Source organism: Streptomyces sp. NPDC029216 (assembly GCF_040648015.1).
GTDB lineage: Bacteria > Actinomycetota > Actinomycetes > Streptomycetales > Streptomycetaceae > Streptomyces.
On sequence record NZ_JBEZWL010000056.1, the window covers coordinates 24237 to 44311 of the forward strand.

At 73.0% G+C, this 20075-nt stretch carries 18 protein-coding genes and 1 pseudogene; 11 read left to right on the forward strand and 8 right to left on the reverse strand.

The features are described from left to right. Positions 1-70 precede the first annotated feature (70 nt). Positions 71-1498 (reverse strand): DNA repair protein RadA, encoded by a 1428-nt coding sequence (gene radA / locus AB0F18_RS20895; RefSeq protein ID WP_362062796.1) that lies wholly within the window; start codon positions 1496-1498, stop codon positions 71-73. Between the two features lie 370 nt (positions 1499-1868). On the opposite strand from radA, the gene AB0F18_RS20900 reads away from it, so the two are divergent. Then, positions 1869-3506 (forward strand): hypothetical protein, encoded by a 1638-nt coding sequence (locus AB0F18_RS20900; RefSeq protein ID WP_362062830.1) that lies wholly within the window; start codon positions 1869-1871, stop codon positions 3504-3506. 37 nt (positions 3507-3543) lie between these two features. Here the strand turns inward: AB0F18_RS20900 and AB0F18_RS20905 are convergent, their stop codons facing one another. Further along, positions 3544-4344, reverse strand: coding sequence for a hypothetical protein (locus AB0F18_RS20905; protein WP_362062798.1), 801 nt, complete (start codon positions 4342-4344; stop codon positions 3544-3546). 62 nt (positions 4345-4406) lie between these two features. Here AB0F18_RS20905 and AB0F18_RS20910 point away from each other — a divergent pair, with 62 nt between their 5' ends. Then, positions 4407-5333 carry a Ppx/GppA phosphatase family protein gene (locus AB0F18_RS20910; RefSeq protein ID WP_362062800.1) on the forward strand — a complete coding sequence of 309 codons (927 nt, stop codon included), beginning with the start codon at positions 4407-4409 and terminating at the stop codon, positions 5331-5333. A 635-nt stretch (positions 5334-5968) separates the two neighbouring features. On the opposite strand, the gene AB0F18_RS20915 is transcribed toward AB0F18_RS20910, so the two are convergent. Both AB0F18_RS20915 and AB0F18_RS20920 read right to left on the reverse strand, forming a co-directional pair. Further along, a complete protein-coding gene (locus tag AB0F18_RS20915; RefSeq protein ID WP_362062802.1) occupies positions 5969-6181 on the reverse strand; it encodes a hypothetical protein in 213 nt (70 codons plus the stop codon). Then, on the reverse strand, positions 6171-6329 hold the full coding sequence (locus AB0F18_RS20920) for a hypothetical protein (protein WP_362062804.1): 159 nt from the start codon (positions 6327-6329) through the stop codon (positions 6171-6173). Before AB0F18_RS20920 ends, AB0F18_RS20915 begins: the two co-directional genes overlap by 11 nt. Before the next feature lie 147 nt (positions 6330-6476). Between AB0F18_RS20920 and AB0F18_RS20925 the strand changes: the two genes are divergently transcribed. Next, complete coding sequence (locus AB0F18_RS20925) at positions 6477-7820, forward strand: hypothetical protein (protein WP_362062806.1); 1344 nt, start codon at positions 6477-6479, stop codon at positions 7818-7820. Between the two features lie 68 nt (positions 7821-7888). Here the strand turns inward: AB0F18_RS20925 and AB0F18_RS20930 are convergent. Further along, positions 7889-8042, reverse strand: a pseudogene (locus AB0F18_RS20930) (DUF6879 family protein); the annotation flags it as partial. 56 nt (positions 8043-8098) lie between these two features. Beyond that, on the reverse strand, positions 8099-8635 hold the full coding sequence (locus AB0F18_RS20935; RefSeq protein ID WP_362062808.1) for a DUF6879 family protein: 537 nt from the start codon (positions 8633-8635) through the stop codon (positions 8099-8101). A 208-nt stretch (positions 8636-8843) separates the two neighbouring features. On the opposite strand from AB0F18_RS20935, the gene AB0F18_RS20940 reads away from it, so the two are divergent. From AB0F18_RS20940 to ilvD, 3 genes are all read left to right on the forward strand, one after another. After that, on the forward strand, positions 8844-9653 hold the full coding sequence (locus tag AB0F18_RS20940; RefSeq protein ID WP_362062810.1) for a sugar phosphate isomerase/epimerase: 810 nt from the start codon (positions 8844-8846) through the stop codon (positions 9651-9653). After that, positions 9650-10273: a TetR family transcriptional regulator gene (locus AB0F18_RS20945; RefSeq protein WP_362062812.1), complete on the forward strand. Its 624-nt coding sequence runs from the start codon at positions 9650-9652 to the stop codon at positions 10271-10273. The genes AB0F18_RS20940 and AB0F18_RS20945 overlap by 4 nt, the downstream gene beginning before the upstream one ends. Before the next feature lie 149 nt (positions 10274-10422). Further along, on the forward strand, positions 10423-12273 hold the full coding sequence (gene ilvD / locus AB0F18_RS20950) for a dihydroxy-acid dehydratase (protein ID WP_362062814.1): 1851 nt from the start codon (positions 10423-10425) through the stop codon (positions 12271-12273). Between the two features lie 145 nt (positions 12274-12418). On the opposite strand, the gene AB0F18_RS20955 is transcribed toward ilvD, so the two are convergent. Further along, positions 12419-14584, reverse strand: coding sequence for a serine/threonine-protein kinase (locus AB0F18_RS20955; protein ID WP_362062816.1), 2166 nt, complete (start codon positions 14582-14584; stop codon positions 12419-12421). Positions 14585-14690: 106 nt separating this feature from the next. Between AB0F18_RS20955 and AB0F18_RS20960 the strand changes: the two genes are divergently transcribed. From AB0F18_RS20960 to proC, 5 genes are all read left to right on the forward strand, one after another. Continuing rightward, positions 14691-14996: a peptidase gene (locus tag AB0F18_RS20960; RefSeq protein WP_362062818.1), complete on the forward strand. Its 306-nt coding sequence runs from the start codon at positions 14691-14693 to the stop codon at positions 14994-14996. A 79-nt stretch (positions 14997-15075) separates the two neighbouring features. Further along, the gene (locus AB0F18_RS20965) at positions 15076-15597 is read left to right on the forward strand and encodes a hypothetical protein (protein ID WP_362062820.1); all 522 of its coding nucleotides are present in this window, start codon (positions 15076-15078) and stop codon (positions 15595-15597) included. Between the two features lie 62 nt (positions 15598-15659). Beyond that, positions 15660-16472 (forward strand): ABC transporter ATP-binding protein, encoded by an 813-nt coding sequence (locus AB0F18_RS20970; RefSeq protein WP_362062822.1) that lies wholly within the window; start codon positions 15660-15662, stop codon positions 16470-16472. Then, the gene (locus AB0F18_RS20975) at positions 16469-17206 is read left to right on the forward strand and encodes an ABC transporter permease (RefSeq protein ID WP_362062824.1); all 738 of its coding nucleotides are present in this window, start codon (positions 16469-16471) and stop codon (positions 17204-17206) included. The genes AB0F18_RS20970 and AB0F18_RS20975 overlap by 4 nt, the downstream gene beginning before the upstream one ends. Positions 17207-17296: 90 nt before the next feature. Beyond that, on the forward strand, positions 17297-18106 hold the full coding sequence (proC, locus tag AB0F18_RS20980) for a pyrroline-5-carboxylate reductase (protein ID WP_079427930.1): 810 nt from the start codon (positions 17297-17299) through the stop codon (positions 18104-18106). Between the two features lie 40 nt (positions 18107-18146). On the opposite strand, the gene trpS is transcribed toward proC, so the two are convergent. Continuing rightward, entirely contained in the window at positions 18147-19145 is a 999-nt protein-coding gene (gene trpS / locus AB0F18_RS20985; protein WP_362062826.1) for a tryptophan--tRNA ligase, read from the reverse strand. Between the last annotated feature and the right edge of the window lie 930 nt (positions 19146-20075).

A 20075-nucleotide genomic window follows, 5' to 3' on the forward strand; every position in this document is an offset into this window, starting at 1 on the left:
GCCCGCCCCGCCGCGGCGGCAGCCCGTACGGCCCCGCTGACCTGCGCCCCCGCCCGCCGGGCGGACGCCCTTATTCCGCCCCGGCCCGGTCCGCCGCCCGCTCCTTGGCCGGCGTACGGGACCGGCCGCGCGGCAGGACCCGCAGCGCGTCGCCCATGTCCGCGACCTCGGTCACCTTCATCCCCGCCGGGACCTTCCCCGGGTCCGCCGGCACCAGCGCGTGCGTGAACCCGAGCCGGTGCGCCTCGGCGAGGCGCCGCTGCACGCCGGTCACCCGCCGCACCTCGCCGGCCAGCCCGACCTCACCGATGGCGACGAGGTTCTTCGGCAGCGGTACGTCACTCGCGGCGGAGGCCAGCGCCAGCGCGATCGCCAGGTCGGCGGCCGGCTCCGTCAGCTTCACCCCGCCCACGGTCGCGCTGTAGATGTCCCGCTTGCCCAGCGCGGTGATCCGGCCGCGCTGCTCCAGCACCGCCAGCATCATCGAGACGCGCGAGGTCTCCAGGCCGGAGGTGGTGCGGCGCGGGGAGGGGATCTGCGAGTCCACGGTCAGCGCCTGCACCTCCGCGACCAGCGGGCGCTTGCCCTCCAGCGTCACGGTCAGGCAGGTACCGGGCACCGCCTCGGCGCGCCGGGTCAGGAACAGCCCGCTGGGGTCGGCGAGCCCGGTGATCCCCTCGTCGTGCAGCTCGAAGCAGCCGACCTCGTCGGTCGCCCCGTACCGGTTCTTCACGCCGCGCACCAGGCGCAGCCGGGCGTGCCGGTCGCCCTCGAAGCTGAGCACCACGTCCACCAGGTGCTCCAGCAGACGGGGGCCGGCGATGGCGCCGTCCTTGGTGACGTGGCCGACGAGGAGGGTGGCCATGCCCCGCTCCTTCGAGGCGCGGATCAGCGCCCCGGCCACCTCCCGGACCTGGGCCATGCCGCCGGGTGCGCCGTCGATCTCGGGGGAGGCGATGGTCTGGACGGAGTCCAGGACCAGCAGCGAGGGCTGCACGGCGTCGAGGTGGCCCAGTACTGCGGACAGGTCGGTCTCGGCGGCGAGGTAGAGGTGGTCGTCGAGGGCCTTGATCCGGTCGGCCCGCAGCCGCACCTGGCTCGCCGACTCCTCGCCGGTGACGTACAGGGTGCGGTGGTCGCTGCTGGCGGCCTTCGCGGCGACGTCGAGCAGCAGCGTCGACTTGCCGACGCCGGGCTCGCCCGCGAGGAGCACCACCGCGCCGGGGACGAGGCCGCCGCCCAGGACGCGGTCCAGCTCGTCGACGCCGGTGCTGCGGGCGGTCGCCGTCCTGCCGTCGACCTGGGCGATCGGCAGCGCGGCGGTGGTGACGCGGCCGGCCGCGGTGGTCCGCACGGCGGGCGCGCCCATCTCTTCGACGGTGCCCCACGCCTGGCACTCCGGGCAGCGGCCGAGCCACTTGACGGTCGTCCAGCCGCACTCCGTGCAGCGGAAGGACGGACGGTCCTTGGCGGATGAGCGAGCGGTACGGGCAGCCATGCCGCCCACGGTAACCGGCCCCGCTGACAACGCGGTGCCGGCCGGGCGTCAGGGGCGCGGTCAGCATGGCGTGAATCTGTTCACCCGTAAGGGCTAAAACTGGTGAAGGCTTCCGGAGCGTCACCGGCGTGCCGCCTACCTTCGCCAGGTGGACAGCAGCGACCAGGGAGACCCCGCATCACACACCGGCGCACACCGGGCGCACAGGCGCACGCCCCGAGCAGGGGCGGCTGAGCCGGAGGGGGCGGCCGGGGTGGATGTGGCGCCTGTGGCGACGCCAGGCCCGGCCGGGACGAGGGCACCGGAGTGCCCCGCGGACCGGGAGGACCCGGAGCCGCCGCCCTTCCGGTACGAGCCCTACCTCGACGGTCTGTTCACCTACTGCCTCTCCGTCCTGTGCGACCACGACGCCGCCACCGACGTGCTCGGCGACGTCCTCGCCGTCGCCGACCGGCACCCCGGCCGATGTCCCGACGAGGGCGACCGCCGGGCCTGGCTGTACGCCCTCGCCCGCTGGGGCTGCCTGCGCCGGCTCGCCGAACAGCGGTGCGCCCGGCAGGGGGCGCATTCCGCCCGGCGCACGCCGGAGCACATCCACCCCGAACGTGCGCCCCAGGCGCACCGCCCGCACAGCTCCCTCGACGTGAGCGCCTACCGCCGCACCGAGCTCGCCCGGCTCGCCTGGCCCGAGGCCGCCGGTACCACACCCGAGCAGCGCGAGGCCCTCGAACTCGCCGTCCGCCACCGCCTCGGCATCACCGAACTCGCCGCCGTCCTCGGCACCGCCGCCGCCACCGCCCGCGAGCTGCTGTCCGCCGCCGCCTGCGAGGTGGAGCGCACCCGCGCCGCCCTCGCCGTCGTGGAGACCGGCAACTGCCCGGCCGTCTCCCGCCTCACCGGCGAGGACGGCGACCGCGACGTCCTGCTGTCCAGCACCCTGCGCGCCGAGCTCGTCCGCCACGTCGACGACTGCCCGCGCTGTCGCCGCGTCGCCGAACGCGTCGGCGTCGCCGGGCCCTGGCCCGGCTCCGGCGGCCTGCACGCCGCGCTCCCCCTCGTCCCCGCCCCCCGGGGCGCCGTCCGCGCGGCCATGCTGCGCTCCGGCCGGCGCCGCGGCGGCCGCCCCGGCCCGCGCTTCCACCGCACCGGCTTCCCCATGGACCCCAAGGACCGCGCCGCCCGCCGTGACCGGCTCCGGGCGCGGGCCGTGACCACCACCGTCGTGGCCACCGTCGTCGCCGCGCCCGTACTCGCGCTGTGGGCCGCGTACCGGGGCGCCCCCACCATCGGCGAACCCGTCGGCGGCGACGGCACCCGCATCTCCGCCAGCGAGTCGAAGATCCCGCCGCCGCTGGCCGGCGGCCGCCCGCTCACCGCGTACGAGAACACCGGCAACACCGCCCGCACCACCGGCGAGCCCGGCTTCGCCTCCGGCAGCGCCGCCCCCGACGTCTCCGTCGAGGTCATCAGCAGCGGCGCGCCCGCCACCCCGGACGCCGCCGGCCCCGGCGCCCCCGGCCGCCTCACCGTCTCCGCCGCCACCCGCGGCGGCACCACCCTGCTCACCCTCGGCGCGTCCGGCGGGAGCCGCGTCGACTGGCGGCTCTGGTCGGACGCGCCCTGGCTGCGCGCGAGCCAGACGGCGGGCACGCTGGCCCCCGGAGAATCGGTCACCCTGCGGATCACCGTCGACACCGCGGCCCAGCCCGTCGGCGCCTGGACCGCCCGCGTCGGCGTGGACCCGGCCGGAGCGGTCGTCTCCCTCTCGGGCCGCGGCCGCCCCGCACCCACCACCGACCCGACCACGCCGGCCCCGGACCCCACCCCGACGCCCACGCCGACCCCGACGCCCACGCCGACCCCGACGCCCACGCCGACCCCCACCCCGACGCCGACTCCCACGCCGACCCCGACCCCGACCCCGAGCCCGACGGAGCCCGCGACCCCGGCACCCTCGTCGGACCCAGGAGGAACGGTTTCCCCGGCCCCGGCACCGCCCACGCCCTAGCGCCGGGGGGGCGGGGGCTGCGCCGTACCGCCGGGGGCTACGCCGGGTCGGCCGGGTGCGGGGCCATCGGCAGCAGCGACGCCAGCCGCGCCTCGCACAGCTTCACCAGCTCCGCGTACGCCTCCGCACCCATCAGCTCCGTCAGCTCCGCCCGGTACGACACGTACACCGGCTCCCCGGCCCCGTGCGCGGACGTCGCCGACGTGCACCACCAGTGCAGGTCGTGCCCGCCCGGCCCCCACCCGCGCCGGTCGTACTCACCGATCGACACCTGCAGCACCCGCGTGTCGTCCGGCCGGTCGATCCAGTCGTACGTACGCCGGATCGGCAGCTGCCAGCACACGTCCGGCTTCGTCTCCAACGGCTCCTGCCCGCTCTTCAGCGCCAGGATGTGCAGCGAGCAGCCCGCCCCGGCGGGGAAACCGGGCCGGTTCAGGAAGATGCACGCGCCGTCCCAGCGGCGGGTCTGCTTCTCCCCGTCGTCGTCGAGCTGCGTCCAGCCGCTCTCGCTGCCGACGTCGTGGAACTGCCACAGCTCCGGAGTCAGCCGCGCCACGTGCTCGGCGACCCGCTTCTCGTCGTCCTCGTCGGAGAAGTGCGCGCCGAGCGTGCAGCAGCCGTCATCGGCCCGGCCCGCCTGGATGCCCTGGCAGCCGCGGCCGAAAATGCACGTCCAGCGCGACGTCAGCCAGGTCAGATCGCAGCGGAAGACCTGCTCCTCGTCGGCGGGATCGGGGAACTCCACCCAGGCCCGGGGGAAGTCGAGTCCCTTCTCGTCCGCCACTTTGCCCTTGCTCTTCTTCGACTGGTTCTTGCTGGCCTTCTTCGTATTTGGCACAAACACCAGCCTAAGCGCCCCTTCCTCCATCGCCCCGCGTTCGGCCCAGTAGCGTTTCCCGTATGAGACTCGGTGTCCTGGATGTGGGTTCGAACACGATCCATCTGCTGGTGGTGGACGCGCACCCCGGCGCGCGCCCGCTGCCCGCGCACTCCCACAAGGTGCAGCTGCGGCTCGCGGAGCTGCTCGACGAGCGCGGCGCGGTCAGCCCGGAGGGCGTCGAGCGCCTGGTCTCGGTCATCGGCGACGCCGTGCAGGCCGCCGAGGACAAGGGCTGCGAGGACGTCCTGCCCTTCGCGACCAGCGCGGTGCGCGAGGCCCCCAACGCCGACGAGGTCCTGGCCCGGGTCAAGGCCGAGACCGGTATCGAGCTGCCGGTGCTCAGCGGCGAGGACGAGGCCCGGCTGACCTTCCTGGCGGTCCGCCGCTGGTTCGGCTGGTCGGCGGGCAAGCTGCTGGTCCTCGACATCGGCGGCGGCTCGCTGGAGATCGCGTACGGCATCGACGAGGACCCGGACGCCGCCGCCTCCCTCCCCCTGGGCGCGGGCCGCCTCACCTCGGCCTGGCTCCCGGGCGACCCGCCGGACCCGGCGGACGTGAAGGCGCTGCGGCGGCACGTACGGGCGCAGATCGCCCGCACGGTCGGAGAGTTCAGCCGCTTCGGGCCGCCGGACCACGTGGTGGCCACGTCGAAGACCTTCAAGCAGCTGGCCCGCATCGCCGGCGCGGCTCGCGAGGCCGACGGCCTGTACGTCCAGCGCGACCTGACGCGGAAGTCCCTGGAGGAGTGGGTCCCCCGCCTGACGACGATGACCACGGCGGAACGCTCCACCCTCCCGGGCGTCTCGGAGGGCCGCGCCTCCCAGCTCCTGGCGGGCGCCCTGGTGGCGGAGGCGGCGATGGACCTCTTCGGCGTGGACACCCTGGAAATCTGCCCCTGGGCCCTGCGGGAGGGCGTCATCCTCAGACGGCTGGACCACTTGCCGTAGGGGGTACGGGGGCCAGGGCGCGGGCCCGCGATCGCCCCCGCGAGGCGTCGGGGGCGGGCGGTGGCTGCCCACCCGCCTCCCCGAGCGGGGCGGGGTCGGAGAAGCGGCGGGGCCAGGCCAGGGCGGACACCGACAGCAGGCCGGGACCCGAGACGGCGGGGCCCCAGCCGCCCGGTCTCAGAGAGGGGCTGGGGGCTTCCCGTCAGTCCCACTGTCTTTCCGGTTCGGGCCGCCCTGTCAAGGGCGCTCCTTCGTCGCGTCGCTTCGCGATCGCCTGCGGCGACCCTTGACAGGCCGTCCCGCCCCGGAAAGACAAGGACTGTCGGGAAGCCCCCAGAGGAACGGTCCGGTCGATCCTTGACCATCCGGCTCCCTCAGCGATGAGCCGGGCGGTCGGGCCCCGGCAGGCCGGGCATCCGGCGGCCTCATCGTCCTGATTCCGGGTCGGGGGCGCGTCCACCCGCCCGAAAGGCCGATCAGATCGTCCTGCGGAACCCCCAAGCGCCCCAGATCGCTACGCGCTCCTCTTTCCTCAGCGTCCGACGGCCGTCCTGGGCTGGGATGCCCTGCCGGTTGGCATGTGGCGCAGGAACCGCGGCTCGGGCCCCGTTCGTCGGCGGACCCGGTCTCACCCCTCAGACGGCCATCACGTTGGCGGCTGCGGTGGTGAACTCGCGGCCGGACGCGTCCCGGATGTAAGCCAGTTCCACCCAGTGCTCCCAATGCGCCGAGTCCGAGACGTTCTCGTTGATCACGGCCATCAGCTCCCCCTCCACCCCCGACGCGATGTCGCGCACGCGACGGCGCAGGAGCTGGTGGGGCACGTACTCGTACCGCTCAGCACTCATCGGACGGCGACTCCTCGCCGAGGGTGGCGACGAAGCGCTTCCAGCCCTTCCGCGCGCGTTCGAGGAGTTCCCGGCTGGGCTCGGGGCCGTCTGATGTGTCGATTCCGAGGACCCCGCGGGGGCGGCTTTCGGTGGTGCGGCTGGTCATGGGTCGGTCGCTCCCTGCCGTTGTCAGCGGGCGGCCAACAGCCGCCCGTCACTGCGTGATGTCAAGAGGTAACCGCGCGCACCCCCGCCGCGGGTACCGTGGGGGAGTCGGAGAAGCATGCACGTCATGCACGTGTGGGGAGTTGTCATGGCTCGACGCTCACGTACACCCAACACCGGTCTGAGCACCCTCCTTGAGCAGGCCGGATGGTCGAGAAGCCAGTTCGCCTCGATCGTCAACCGCGTCGGCGCGGAGGCCGGGCTCGTCCTCACGTATGGGCAGCCCGCCGTGTCCCAGTGGGTGGCGGGCCACCAGCCGCGGCCCCGGGTCAGGGCTCTGATCATCGAGGCGTTCGAGCGGAAGCTGGCCCGGCCGGTCACCTACGCCGAGGCCGGACTCATGCCGCCGGGGGCAGCGGGGGACGAGGACTCCGTTCGAGAACTGGTCGAGTTGGGGCGGGCCGACATGGACCCCTCGCGGCGGCGGGTGATCGCGGCGGGTGTCTTCTCCGCAGCCCTCGCCATCCCCCTCTTCCCGACCCTGGCGCGGGCCGACAGCCCCGAGCCGATAAGGCCCGGCAAGGCGACGACGAGGGTCGGGCAGGCGCAGGTGGACGCCGTGGCGGCGATGACGGACAGGATCGCCGACATCCTCGACGAGCTCGGTGCCGGGCACGCGCGGCCGATGGCGGCGGCCTTCCTCGTCAATACGGTCGGGCCGTGGCTCAAGGCCGAGGCCGCGGCGCCGGTGCGGCGGAGTCTGCTCGCGGCCGCCTCCGACCTCGTCTACCTCACCGGGTGGATGGCGATGTACGAGCGCCAACACCGGCTGGGGCAGGACTACTACGTGTCCGCGCTCAAGCTCGCCGGGGAGGCGGAGGACCACGTCACGTACTGCCGCACCCTGCGCGGGATGTCCCTCCAGGCCTCCAACCTCGGCTACGGCCGCCGGGCCCTGGAGCTCGCGGACTCGGCGGCCGAGGCCGCCCCCGCCGCCGGTCCTCGCTTGGTTGCGTTCCTGCGCGGGCAGCAGGCGCATGGCGCGGCGATGGTGGGCGACAAGCGGCAGGCCTTCGCCCGGCTGCGGGAGGCCGAGGAGGCGCTCGCCCGGGCCGACGACCGGCGGGAGTCGGTGGGCGGGTACGACAGGACGGCGTACCTGTTCCACGTTGCGCACGTGCTGAACGAGACCAAGGACGTCCCTGGGTCGGTCCGTACGCTGCGGGAATCGATCCGGGTCCAGCCGGCGCAGGAGCGCCAGGGCCGCCTGCACGCGTACGGGCTGCTGGCGCAGAGGCAGCTGTCGATCGGGCACGTCGAGGCGGCGTGCGAGTCGTGGGGTCGGTTCCTGGACGAGTACGAGGTGCTCTCCTCGGCGCGCGGGGACGAGCACTTCGAGGTGATGAACCTCCGCCTCCGCCCCCACGCCTCCGTCCGCGCGGTCCGCGACCTACGTGAGCGCGCCCAGGCGGTGGGCGCGCTCAAGGGCTGATGCGGTGCCGGGCTATGCCGTCCTCGCGTGGTGCCAGGTCCTCGTCGGGGAGCTGCAGCGCGCCCGCCTGCGCGTGTCAGGGTGCGGACGTCCTCGCCCGCGGCGCGGTTGCGGCGGGTTGTCGAGCAGGTATCGCTGTCCTTCCGTCGGCGGGGCGTCGAGGATCCGGACGCGTTCGAACCTCTTGCCCAGCGCGACCTGCTCGCGCCGGTCGGTGCACCACGGGTCGGCGAGGGTGGTGAATTGCGGCACGGGCGGCGGTCCTTCGGGATGGCGGCTTACACGGCGGACTGCATGGATGCGCTGAACGCGGCCGTCGGGATCGCGAAGTGCCAGGCGAGGTCGCGCGTCTGGCAGGCGGCGAGGACGGTCTCAGGGTTCTCGCTCACCCGTACTCCAAGGGTGTTGCCGTCCGCGTCGAAGGCGAACGTGACCACCGTCCGGGAGTCGAAGAGCCAGAAGTCGAAGTCCGGCAGGCCCCGGCGTACGGCTTCGGTGCGGGTGAGGACGTGGATGTCCTCCCCCGCCTCGACGTTCCCCGCAGCGGTCGCCAGCAGGTAGCGCTGGCCGTCCGTCGGCGGGGTGTCGACGAGCCGGACGCGCTCGAAGCGCTTGCCGGCCTCGGCGGCCTTCCGGACGAGGGCGTGCCAGGGCACGTCGGGTTCGTAACCGAAGGCGGAGCCTTCCTGCCAGCGTTTCCACCGCTCGCCCGCGCGGTCCACGGCGTACGCGCGCTGGGTCTCCAGCCGCCAGGCGGTGTGCTCGAACTCCTCGAAGTAGTGGACCACGGCATCGAAGGGGATCAAGGGGGCCATGCTGCTCCGTCCCGGCGGCTGGTCAGGGGCTCCAGGATGGTGGGCGCGGTCGCAGGGAGTGGGGCGGATCGTCGCAGATTGCTCGATTCCGTCGTGCGTGGCCGATTCACTCGCCTCCGGGACGGGTGCCGTACGCGTTGATGTGAAAAGTATGACGGGACCGGGTTTGTGTGCCAGGGTCGCGGTGGGGGGACCGTAATCTGGCTCCGTGGTCCGTAATCCGAGCAGCAGTGCCCCGAAAGTCGCCCTGTCCACCGCCTCCGTCTACCCGGAGTCCACGGCGACGGCCTTCGAGATCGCCGCCCGTCTCGGCTATGACGGCGTCGAGGTCATGGTGTGGACGGACCCGGTCAGCCAGGACATCGAGGCCCTGCGCCGGCTGTCGGACCACCATCAGGTGCCGATCCTCGCCGTGCACGCGCCCTGCCTGCTGATCACGCAGCGCGTGTGGTCCACCGACCCCTGGACCAAGCTCCAGCGGGCCCAGGCCGCCGCCGAGAAGCTGGGGGCGTCGACCGTCGTCGTGCACCCGCCGTTCCGGTGGCAGCGGCAGTACGCGCGTGACTTCGTCACCGGGATCTGGCGGATGGCGGACGAGACGGACGTGCGGTTCGCCGTCGAGAACATGTACCCGTGGCGCTACCGCGACCGCGAGATGCTCGCGTACGCGCCCGAGTGGGACGTGACCAAGGACGACTACCGGCACTTCACCGTCGACCTGTCGCACACCGCCACCGCCCGCACCGACGCCACCGCCATGATCGACCGGATGGGCGACCGGCTCGCCCACATCCACCTCGCCGACGGCAACGGCTCGGCGAAGGACGAGCACCTCGTCCCCGGCCGCGGTACGCAGCCCTGCGCCGAGATGCTCGCCGGCCTGGCCCGCAGCTCCTTCGACGGGCACATCGTCATCGAGGTCAACACGCGGCGCGCCATGTCCTCCGCCGAGCGCGAGGCCGATCTCGCCGAGGCGCTGGCCTTCACCCGCCGGCATCTGGCGGTCGGGCACCGATGAGCGGCGCCGAGCCCGCCAGGCGGCGGCGCGGTCCCGGGCGGCCCCGGCAGGACGAGGCCGAGGAGGGGCCCGGTACGCAGGAGCGCATCCGCCTCGCGGCCCGCGAGGTGTTCGCGGAGCGCGGCTACGACAAGACCTCCGTGCGCGGCGTCGCGAAGGTGGCGGGGGTGGACCCGGCGCTGGTGCACCACTACTTCGGCAGCAAGGACGAGCTCTTCGCCGCCGCCATCGAGGTCACCATGGAGCCCGCCCTGGTGGTCCCGGCCGTCCTCGGCGAGGGCCCGGACGGGGTCGGGGAGCGGCTGGCCCGCTATTTCCTGGGGGTGTGGGAGAACCCGGTCACGCGCGCCCCGCTGCTCGCCGTGATCCGCTCCGCGCTCACCCACGAGCAGGCCGCGAAGGTGCTGCGGGGCCTGATCCTGCGCCGGGTGCTGGAGCGGGTGGCCGCCGACCTCGACGTGCCGGAGCCGACGTTCCGCGCCGAGCTGGCGGCCTCGCACATGATCGGGATCGCGTTCCTGCGGTACGTCGTCCGGATCGAGCCCCTCGCGTCCGTGGACCCGGAGGAGATCGTGGCGCTGGTGGCCCCGACGCTCCAGCGCTACCTCACCGAGGCCTGAGCGGAGGGGTGACCGAGGAGCGACCCCGCCGTCCCGGCATCCGGACCGGGTGTCCGGATCGCGGGCGTTGGGCGTAGCCTCGTAACCGAGCCATATCCGCAGTCGCGGCTGACCGTACGCGCAGCCGCACTCATGGGGAGTGAAACCGCATGCCCGAGCTGAGGTCCCGCACCGTCACCCACGGCCGCAACATGGCAGGCGCTCGTGCGCTGATGCGCGCGTCGGGCGTAGCGAGCGAGGACATCGGCAAGCCGATCATCGCGGTCGCCAACTCCTTCACCGAGTTCGTCCCCGGCCACACCCACCTGGCCCCCGTCGGCCGCATCGTCTCCGACGCGATCCGCGCCGCCGGCGCCATCCCGCGCGAGTTCAACACGATCGCCGTCGACGACGGCATCGCCATGGGCCACGCCGGCATGCTGTACTCCCTGCCCTCCCGCGACCTCATCGCCGACAGCGTCGAGTACATGGTCGAGGCGCACTGCGCCGACGCCCTGATCTGCATCTCCAACTGCGACAAGATCACCCCGGGCATGCTGATGGCCGCGATGCGCCTCAACATCCCCGTCGTGTTCGTGTCCGGCGGCCCGATGGAGGCCGGCCAGGCCACCCTCGTCGACGGCACCGTCCGCAAGCTCGACCTGATCGACGCCATGGTCGACGCCTCCAACGAGAACGTCTCGGACGCGGACGTCCTGCGCATCGAGGAGAACGCCTGCCCGACCTGCGGCTCGTGTTCCGGCATGTTCACCGCCAACTCGATGAACTGCCTCGCCGAGGCCATCGGCCTGGCCCTCCCCGGCAACGGCTCCGTCCTCGCCACGCACACCGCCCGCCGCGCCCTGTACGAGGACGCCGGCCGCACGGTCGTGGAGATCACCAAGCGCTACTACGAGGACGGCGACGAGTCCGTCCTGCCGCGCAACATCGCCACCCGCGAGGCCTTCGAGAACGCCATGGCCCTGGACATCGCCATGGGCGGCTCGACCAACACGATCCTGCACCTGCTGGCCGCCGCGCAGGAGGCGGGCCTGGACTACGACCTCAAGGACATCGACGCCGTCTCGCGCCGCGTCCCCTGCCTGGCCAAGGTCGCCCCGAACGTCGCCCCCGGCGGCACCTACTACATGGAGGACGTGCACCGCGCCGGCGGCATCCCCGCCATCCTCGGCGAGCTGCACCGCGGCGGGCTCCTCAACAAGGACGTCACCACCGTCCACTCCCAGGGCCTGGAGGACTGGCTCGCGAAGTGGGACGCCCGCTCCGGCACGGCGTCCGAGGAGGCCATGGAGCTGTGGCACGCGGCCCCCGGCTGCGTCCGCTCCGCCACCGCCTTCTCCCAGTCCGAGCGCTGGGAGACCCTCGACCTCGACGCCGAGGGCGGCTGCATCCGCTCCGTGCAGCACGCGTACTCCAAGGACGGCGGCCTCGCCGTCCTGCGCGGCAACATCGCGGTCGACGGCTGCGTCGTGAAGACGGCCGGCGTCGACGAGTCGATCTGGACCTTCGAGGGCCCGGCCGTCGTCTGCGAGTCGCAGGACGAGGCCGTCGACAAGATCCTCCGCAAGGAGATCCAGCCGGGCGACGTCGTCGTCATCCGCTACGAGGGCCCGCGCGGCGGCCCCGGCATGCAGGAGATGCTCTACCCGACCTCCTTCCTCAAGGGCCGCGGCCTGGGCAAGGTCTGCGCGCTGGTGACGGACGGCCGGTTCTCCGGCGGCACCTCGGGCCTGTCCATCGGCCACGCCTCCCCGGAGGCGGCCTCGGGCGGCAACATCGCGGTCGTGGAGGACGGCGACCGGATCCGCATCGACATCCCGAACCGGTCGATCGAGCTGCTGGTCGACGAGGCCACGCTGGCCGCCCGCCACGAGGCCCTCGGCGGTGTCTACGCCCCGAAGACCCGCGAGCGCACGGTCTCGGCGGCGCTGCGCGCCTACGCGGCGATGGCCACCAGCGCCGACAAGGGCGCGGTCCGCGACGTCTCGAAGCTGGGCTGAACCCGACCGGACCCCGCCGGGCGCATCACCACCCGGCGGGGTTCCGTGCGTCCTCTCTTCGACGCGCTCCTCGCACCGCTCGGCGCCGGGGCGCCCCCCGGGCTTCGGAGCGCTGCGCCGGACCTCCGTCCGGCGTCTCCGGCCCTCACCACCCGGCGGGGTTCCGTGCGTCCAGGGCGAAGACCGTTCCGTCGGGGGCGGAGGAGTAGACCCGGCCCTCGGCGACGACCGGTGCGGGCAGGGTGGCGCTGAAGGTGCCCTGGGCGGCGGCCATCCGGGGCTTGGTCTGCCCGAGGAGCCGCCCGGCGGCGGCGTCGACGGCCAGGAGCCGGCCGTCCCCTGCCGACAGGTAGACCCGGCCGTCCGCGGCCACGGGCCGGGAGGCGTTGGCCGCCCCCGTCTCCAGCCTCCACTGCTCCCGTTCGGGACCGACCGAGACGAGCCCTCCACCGGTACCGAAGGCGTAGACGGTGCCGTCGGCCCCGACGGTGGCGTCCGCGTCGAACAGCGGGGCCGGCAGCTGCACCCGGCGCACCGCACGGGTCGCCGCGTCCACGCGTACGACGCCGCCGGCCTTGCCGGTCGCGTCGCTGTCCAGCAGGAGCACCGTCCCGCGTGCGGTACCGACCGGCCTCAGCCTGCCCGTGGCCCGGGTCTGCCAGCGCACGGACCCGGTCGCCGGGTCGATCTCCGAGAGCTGCGTCGACCCGCCGTCGGCGGCCGCCGAAGCCACGTAGAACGCGGGAGTGCCCGAGGCGCCGGGGCCGCCCCACCAGACGGATCCGGTCCCGCCGATCCGCCGGTTCCAGCGCTGGGCGCCGCTCGCCCCGTCGAGACCGGTGACGTTCCCGTCGGCCGCCACCGTGACCGCGTACGGGCCCGCGGCCACCACCTGCGTGCCGCCGGGCAGCCTGCGCTGCCAGCGTTCCCTGCCCGTGGCGGGGTCCAGGGCCTGGAGCAGTTCGCTGCCGGGCACCGTCACGAGGACCGATCCCCCCGCATGGAGCGGGGCGCCGACGGCGGTGACGCCCTGGCCCGGGGTCTTCGCGGGTACCGACCAGCCGGGTGAGCCGTCGGCGAGGGCGAGACGGGCGGCGGCCAGACCCCGCCCCGAGCAGTAGAGGCCGCCCGCGCCGTCCGCCGCACCGGCCGTGCCGGGGCCGACCGTGCAGGAGACCTGGGCGCTGCCGGGGGACGCCGTCCACGGCGAGAAGGCCTTCCCCGTCGTCCCGGCCGGCTCGGCGGCGGGCTGACCGGGAGTTCCGCCACCGGACCCGAACTGGAGGTAGCCGCCGACCGCTCCCGCCGCCAGCAGCAGCCCGATTCCGGCCGCCAGCAGCGCCCGTTTCCGGCGGCGCGGGCGAGGCCCAGGGGGCGCGTCCCCGGCCAGGGGCATGATCAGCTGTCGCTGGTGGGTGAGCTCCTCGTCCGCCATCCCCTCGTCCGCCACCGGCCTCCGGGGCTGCGGTATGAACGCCTGGGTGTCCTCGCCGGTCGGGTACGCGAGGGCGCGCACCTCCGCGATCAGCGCCTCGGCGGTCGGCCGCTCGGCCGGATCCTTGGCCAGGCACCGCGCCACGACCGGCACGAGCGCGTCCGGCAGCCCCGTCAGGTCGGGCTCGCTGTGCACGACCTGGTACGCCACGAGGTAATGGCTGTCGGAGTCGAAGGGCCCGCGCCCGGTCGCCGCGTGCACCAGCACCGCCCCCAGCGCGAACACGTCCGCGGCCGTCCCGACCTCCCGCGGCCGCTGGAACTGCTCCGGGGCCATGAACGGCGGGGTCCCGATCAGCTTGCCGGTCTCCGTCCGCAGGTCGCTGTCGGACGGGCGGGAGATGCCGAAGTCGATGACCCGCACCCCGTCCGGGGCCATCAGGACGTTGCTCGGCTTCAGGTCCCGGTGCACCACCCCGGCCCGGTGGATGTCCCGCAGCGCCTCCGCCAGCCCGGCCGCGAGCCGGGTCAGCTCGCCGGCGTCCAGCACGCGTTCGCGTACCCGCTCGGACAGCGTCGGGGCGTCGATGAACAGGGTGGCCATCCACGGCCGTTCGGCATCCGGGTCGGCGTCGACGACGGGAGCGGTGAAAGCGCCGCTGACCCTCCGCGCGGCCGCGACCTCCTGCCGGAACCGCGCCCGGAACTCGGGGTCCACCGCGTGCTGCGCGTGCACGACCTTGACGGCGAGTTTCAGCCCCGAGCTGGAAGCGGCCAGGTGGACGACGCCCATGCCGCCGGAGCCGAGTACGGATTCGAGCCGGTACTGCCCGGCGTACTCCGGAAACCCCGCGTAGTCCGCGCGCAGCGACTGCACCGCTCACCACCCCCGACGGAGCCTAGTCGATGGCCCATGGGAACATCCAAGGGCTTGCTGCCCTGCGCGCCTTGCGCGGAGCAACACCCATGGGGGGAGATTCCATATGTCCGTAGAGAACGATTCCAGCCAGATCGAGGCCCTCGCGGCCGCCGACTCGGGCTTCCAGTCCTACCCGACCGCCCCGGGCTACCGCGTCAACGTCCGCAGTGGCCCCGGTACGGGTTACGCGATCATCGACGCCATTCCTGTCGGCGGCTCCGTCACCATCCTCTGCCAGTGCCCCGGTACGACCGTCTCGGGCCCCTACGGGACGACGGACCTCTGGGACTGCATCGGCAACGGCCGCTTCGTCTCCGACGCCTACGTCCACACCGGCACCGACGGCTACGTCGCCGGCCGCTGCGGCTGACCCGGTAACCGCCCGGTCACCCGTTCTGCCAGGTGAGACACCCCCGGCGGTCGACCCGTCGGGGGGGATAATCGCGGTTGTGAGCGAAGAGCAGCGAGACCAGAGCGCCCCCGCCGAGCAGCCGCCCGCCGGGCCGCAGCCCGAGCCGATCCGGTTCTTCGGCACCACCTGGGTGGAGCACGACAACGGCTACGCCCTGCGCCGCGCCGCCGTCGCCGCCGGCTCGCTCGCCGCCGCCGTCATCGGCGCCTACCTCCTGCGCCTCGCCTACGAGGGCCTGGAGATCGGCAACGTCGGCCCCTTCCTCAGCATCTCCGTGATCGTGCTGTTCGCGATCGCCAGCTCCATCGCCTTCGCCAAGACCTGGGAGTCCTTCGGCCGCCGCCCCGCCCCGTCCTCCGACGAGGCCGCCCTCAAGGGCCTGAAGGCGATCGGCTTCATCGGCTCCCTCCTCGCCTACTTCCTGCGCAGCCTCACCGAGGCCCCCGGCGAGAAGCTGCACCGCGCCGAGTACGAGCGCGCCGCCGCCGAATACACCCGCCGCCGCACCGCCCGTACGGGCAACCCGGCCGCCCGCCGCCGCCCCAAGCGCAAGAAGTAACCCCCACCCCGAGCCGTCCGGCCGATTGACGCCCCGGCACGGCCAGGAGCATTATTCATCACATGATGAATAACCCGCCGGAGGCGCCCCCTCCCGCCATCCACGCCCACGACCTCACCGTCCGCCGCGGCACCGGCCGCACCCCCCGCACCGTCCTCGACGGCATCGCCTTCGACGTCCCCCGCGGCCGCATCACCGGCCTCCTCGGCCCCTCCGGCTGCGGCAAGTCCACCCTCATGCGCAGCGTCGTCGGCACCCAGGCCCACGTCACCGGCACCCTCGACGTCCTCGGCCGCCCCGCCGGCCACCCCGAGCTCCGCTCCCGCGTCGGCTACGTCACCCAGGCCCCCTCCGTCTACGACGACCTCACCGTCCGCCAGAACCTCGACTACTTCGCCGCCGTCCTCGACCCCAGACGCGCCGCCGCCGACCGCCGCCGCGCCGCCGTCGACCAGGCCATCGCCGACGTCGACCTCGCCGGCCACACCACCGCCCTCGCCGGCAACCTCTCCGGCGGCCAGCGCAGCCGCGTCTCCCTCGCCGTCGCCCTCCTCGGCACCCCCGAACTGCTCGTCCTCGACGAACCCACCGTCGGCCTCGACCCCGTCCTGCGCCGCGACCTGTGGAACCTCTTCCACCACCTCGCCGCCACCCGCGGCACCACCCTCCTCGTCTCCTCCCACGTCATGGACGAGGCCGAGCGCTGCCACGACCTGCTCCTCATGCGCGAAGGCCGCATCCTCGCCCAGGACACCCCCGAAGCCCTCCGCACCCGCACCCACTGCGCAACCGTCGAAGAAGCCTTCCTCCGCCTCGTCGACGAGGCGAACGCGCACGCGAACCAGCACGAACCCACCAGGGAGACCCAGCGATGAACGGCGCCCGCACCCTCGCCACCGCCGCCCGCGTCCTGCGCCAGCTGCGCCACGACCCGCGCTCCATCGCCCTGATGCTGCTGGTCCCCGTCCTGATGCTGACCCTGCTCCGCTACGTCTTCGACGGCAGCCCGCGCACCTTCGACAGCATCGGCGCGTCCCTCCTCGGCATCTTCCCCCTCATCACGATGTTCCTCGTGACCTCGATCGCCACCCTCCGCGAACGCACCTCCGGCACCCTCGAACGCCTCCTCGCCATGCCGCTGGGCAAGGGCGACCTCATCGCCGGCTACGCCCTCGCCTTCGGCGCCGTCGCCGTCGTCCAGTCCCTCCTCGCCACCGGCCTCGCCCTCTGGCTCCTCGGCCTCGACGTCGTCGGCTCCCCCTGGCTGCTCCTCCTCGTCGCCCTGCTCGACGCCCTCCTCGGCACCGCCCTCGGCCTGTTCGTCTCCGCCTTCGCCGCGTCCGAGTTCCAGGCCGTCCAGTTCATGCCGGCCGTGATCTTCCCGCAGCTGCTCCTGTGCGGACTCTTCGCCCCGCGCGGCACCATGCAGCCCGTCCTCGAAGGCATCTCCGACGTCCTGCCCATGTCCTACGCCGTCGACGGCATGACCCAGGTCCTCACCCACACCGACATGACCGCCGACTTCGTCCGCGACGCCGTCATCGTCGCCGCCTGCGCCCTGCTCGTCCTCGCCCTCGGCGCCGCCACCCTCCGCCGCCGCACGCCCTGACCACGGAGCGGACACCCCCTCACCACCCCGTGGACGGATGCAAGGATGAGGGCGTACGTCTCCACGTTCGTTCGGCGAGGTGAATCGGGCATGACCCAGACAGTCGCAGTCCTCGGTACCGGCAAGATCGGCGAGGCCCTGCTCAGCGGGATGATCCGCGGCGGCTGGCCGGCGGCCAAGCTGCTCGTCACCGCCCGGCGCCCCGAGCGCGCCGCCGAGCTCCACACCCGCTACGGCGTCGAGGCCGTCAGCAACGCCGAAGCCGCCAAGCGCGCCGACACCCTCATCCTCACCGTCAAGCCGCAGGACATGGGCAAGCTCCTCGAAGAGCTCGCCCCCCACGTCCCCGCCGACCGCCTCGTCATCAGCGGCGCCGCCGGCATCCCCACCGCCTTCTTCGAGGAGCGGCTGGCCCCCGGCACCCCCGTCGTCCGCGTCATGACGAACACCCCGGCCCTCGTCGACGAGGCCATGTCCGTCATCTCGGCCGGCAGCCACGCCACCGCCGAGCACCTCGCCCACGCCGAGGAGATCTTCGGCGGCGTCGGCAAGACCCTGCGCGTCCCCGAGTCCCAGCAGGACGCGGCCACCGCCCTCTCCGGCTCCGGCCCCGCCTACTTCTACTTCCTCGTCGAGGCCATGACCGACGCGGGCATCCTGCTGGGCCTGCCCCGCGCCCAGGCCCACGACCTCATCGTCCAGGCCGCCATCGGCGCCGCCGTCATGCTCCGCGACAGCGGCGAACACCCCGTCAAGCTCCGCGAGGCCGTCACCTCCCCGGCCGGTACGACGATCAACGCCATCGTCGAGCTGGAGAAGCACGGCGTACGGGCGGCCCTCATCGCCGCCCTCGAAGCGGCCCGCGACCGCAGCCGCGAACTCGCCTCCGGCAACAGCTGACGGACGGAGGGCGCCCCCGTGGCGGGGGCGCCTCCCTCCCTCACGGAGCCAGCAGCCCGATGGCCTCGTACGCCCGGTCCACCACCGGCCGCGCGATGTCCCGCGCCCGCGCGGCCCCGTCCCGCAGCACCCGCTCCACCTCGCCCGGATCGGCCGCCAGCCCGGCGTGCCGCTCCCGCAGCGGCCGCAACAGCTCCACCACTGCCTCCGCCACGTCCCGCTTCAGCGGCCCGTACTGCTCGTAGCCCCCGGCCAGCTTCTCCGGGTCCCCTCCCGTACAGGCGGCCAGGATGTCCAGCAGGTTCGCCACCCCGGGACGCGCGGCCCGGTCGTAGACCACCCCGCCGTCGCCGCTGTCGGTCACGGCCCGCATCACCTTCTTGGTGATCACCGCCGGCTCGTCGAGCAGATAGACGATGCCGGAGCCGTTCTCACTGGACTTGCCCATCTTCGAGGTCGGGTCCTGGAGGTCCATGACCCGCGCGCCCACGGCGGGCAGCGTCACCTTGGGCACGGTGAAGGTCTGCCCGTACCGCTGGTTGAACCGCACCGCCAGGTCCCGGGTCAGCTCCACGTGCTGGCGCTGGTCCTCACCCACGGGCACCTCGTCCGCCGCGTAGGCCAGGATGTCGGCGGCCATCAGCACGGGATACGTCAGCAGCGACAGCCGCACGCCGTGACCGGCCGCCTCCGCCTTCGCCGCCTTCTCCCGGTACTGGATCATCCGCCGGAGCTCCCCGTCGGTGGCGGTGCACTCCAGCAGGTAGGACAGCCGGGTGTGCTCGGCGACGTGGCTCTGGACGAAGAGGGTGCACCGCTGCGGATCCAGTCCGGCGGAGAGGAACAGCGTCGCCACCTGCCGGCTGAGCCGCCGCAGCCGGGCGGGATCGTGCTCCGTGGTCAGGGCGTGCAGGTCCACGACGCAGAACAGTGAGTCCGAGGGCGCGTGCTCGGCGGCGACCCACTGCCGCATGGCTCCCAGGTAGTTGCCCAGCGTCAGGTGCCCGGACGGGGTGATCCCGCTGAAGATCCTCGTCATGTCCTGTCTCTCCCTCATGTCCTGCGGTGTGGTGTCGGAACCGCCGCGCCGGGCGACCGAGCCACTCCCGTGAGGGGGAGAAACAGAAACGGCCGCCGTAGCGGCGGCCGTGAGCGCATGCGTGCTCGCGTGGATGGTCGGCCGCCGTCAGGCGGGCCACCAACGAAGGCTGAGCTTGGGTGCATGCGTGGTCATGGGAGGCAGCGTAGCCCCGGGGGGACGAGGAGCGCATGAGGTTTGCAGGATCGCCCGCCAGAGGTTGACACGTCTGTTCCAGGTCCGTAAGGTTCTTCGAGTTGTCCGAAGTGAGCTGCCGACTGCGGTCGGTCCCCGGACAGCCATCCCGCACTACTCATTCGAACGAACGACGCACTCTGTCGTCTCGTTTTCATGCGTATTTGCGAATGAGGAATCCGCGTTCCAGGACGCGGCCGCCGATTGGCTTCGGGGGCAAGGAATCCGCTACTGTCTCACTCGCCGGAAGGGCCCAACGGTCCGGAAAGCGAATCCCACTGACTGGGAGTCAGGCCCGAAAGGATCTGATAGAGTCGGAACCGCCGGAAAGGGAAAGCGCGAAAGCGAAGGACCTGGAAAGCAAGCGAGAAAGACTCTGATAGAGTCTGAATCGCAAGAACGAAAGCCCGGAGGAAAGCCCGAGAGGGTGAGTACAAAGGAAGCGTCCGTTCCTTGAGAACTCAACAGCGTGCCAAAAATCAACGCCAGAAGTTGATACCCCGTCCACTCCGGTGGATGAGGTTCCTTTGAAAAAGACCTGTCGGGCCTTCGGGCACTGGCAGGCAACAAACACAGCGAGGACGTTGTGGTCAGTCGGTCATATTCCGACCGTGGCTGACCCGCTCTTTCGTGCGTGTGCACCGGATTACCGGTAAACATTCATGGAGAGTTTGATCCTGGCTCAGGACGAACGCT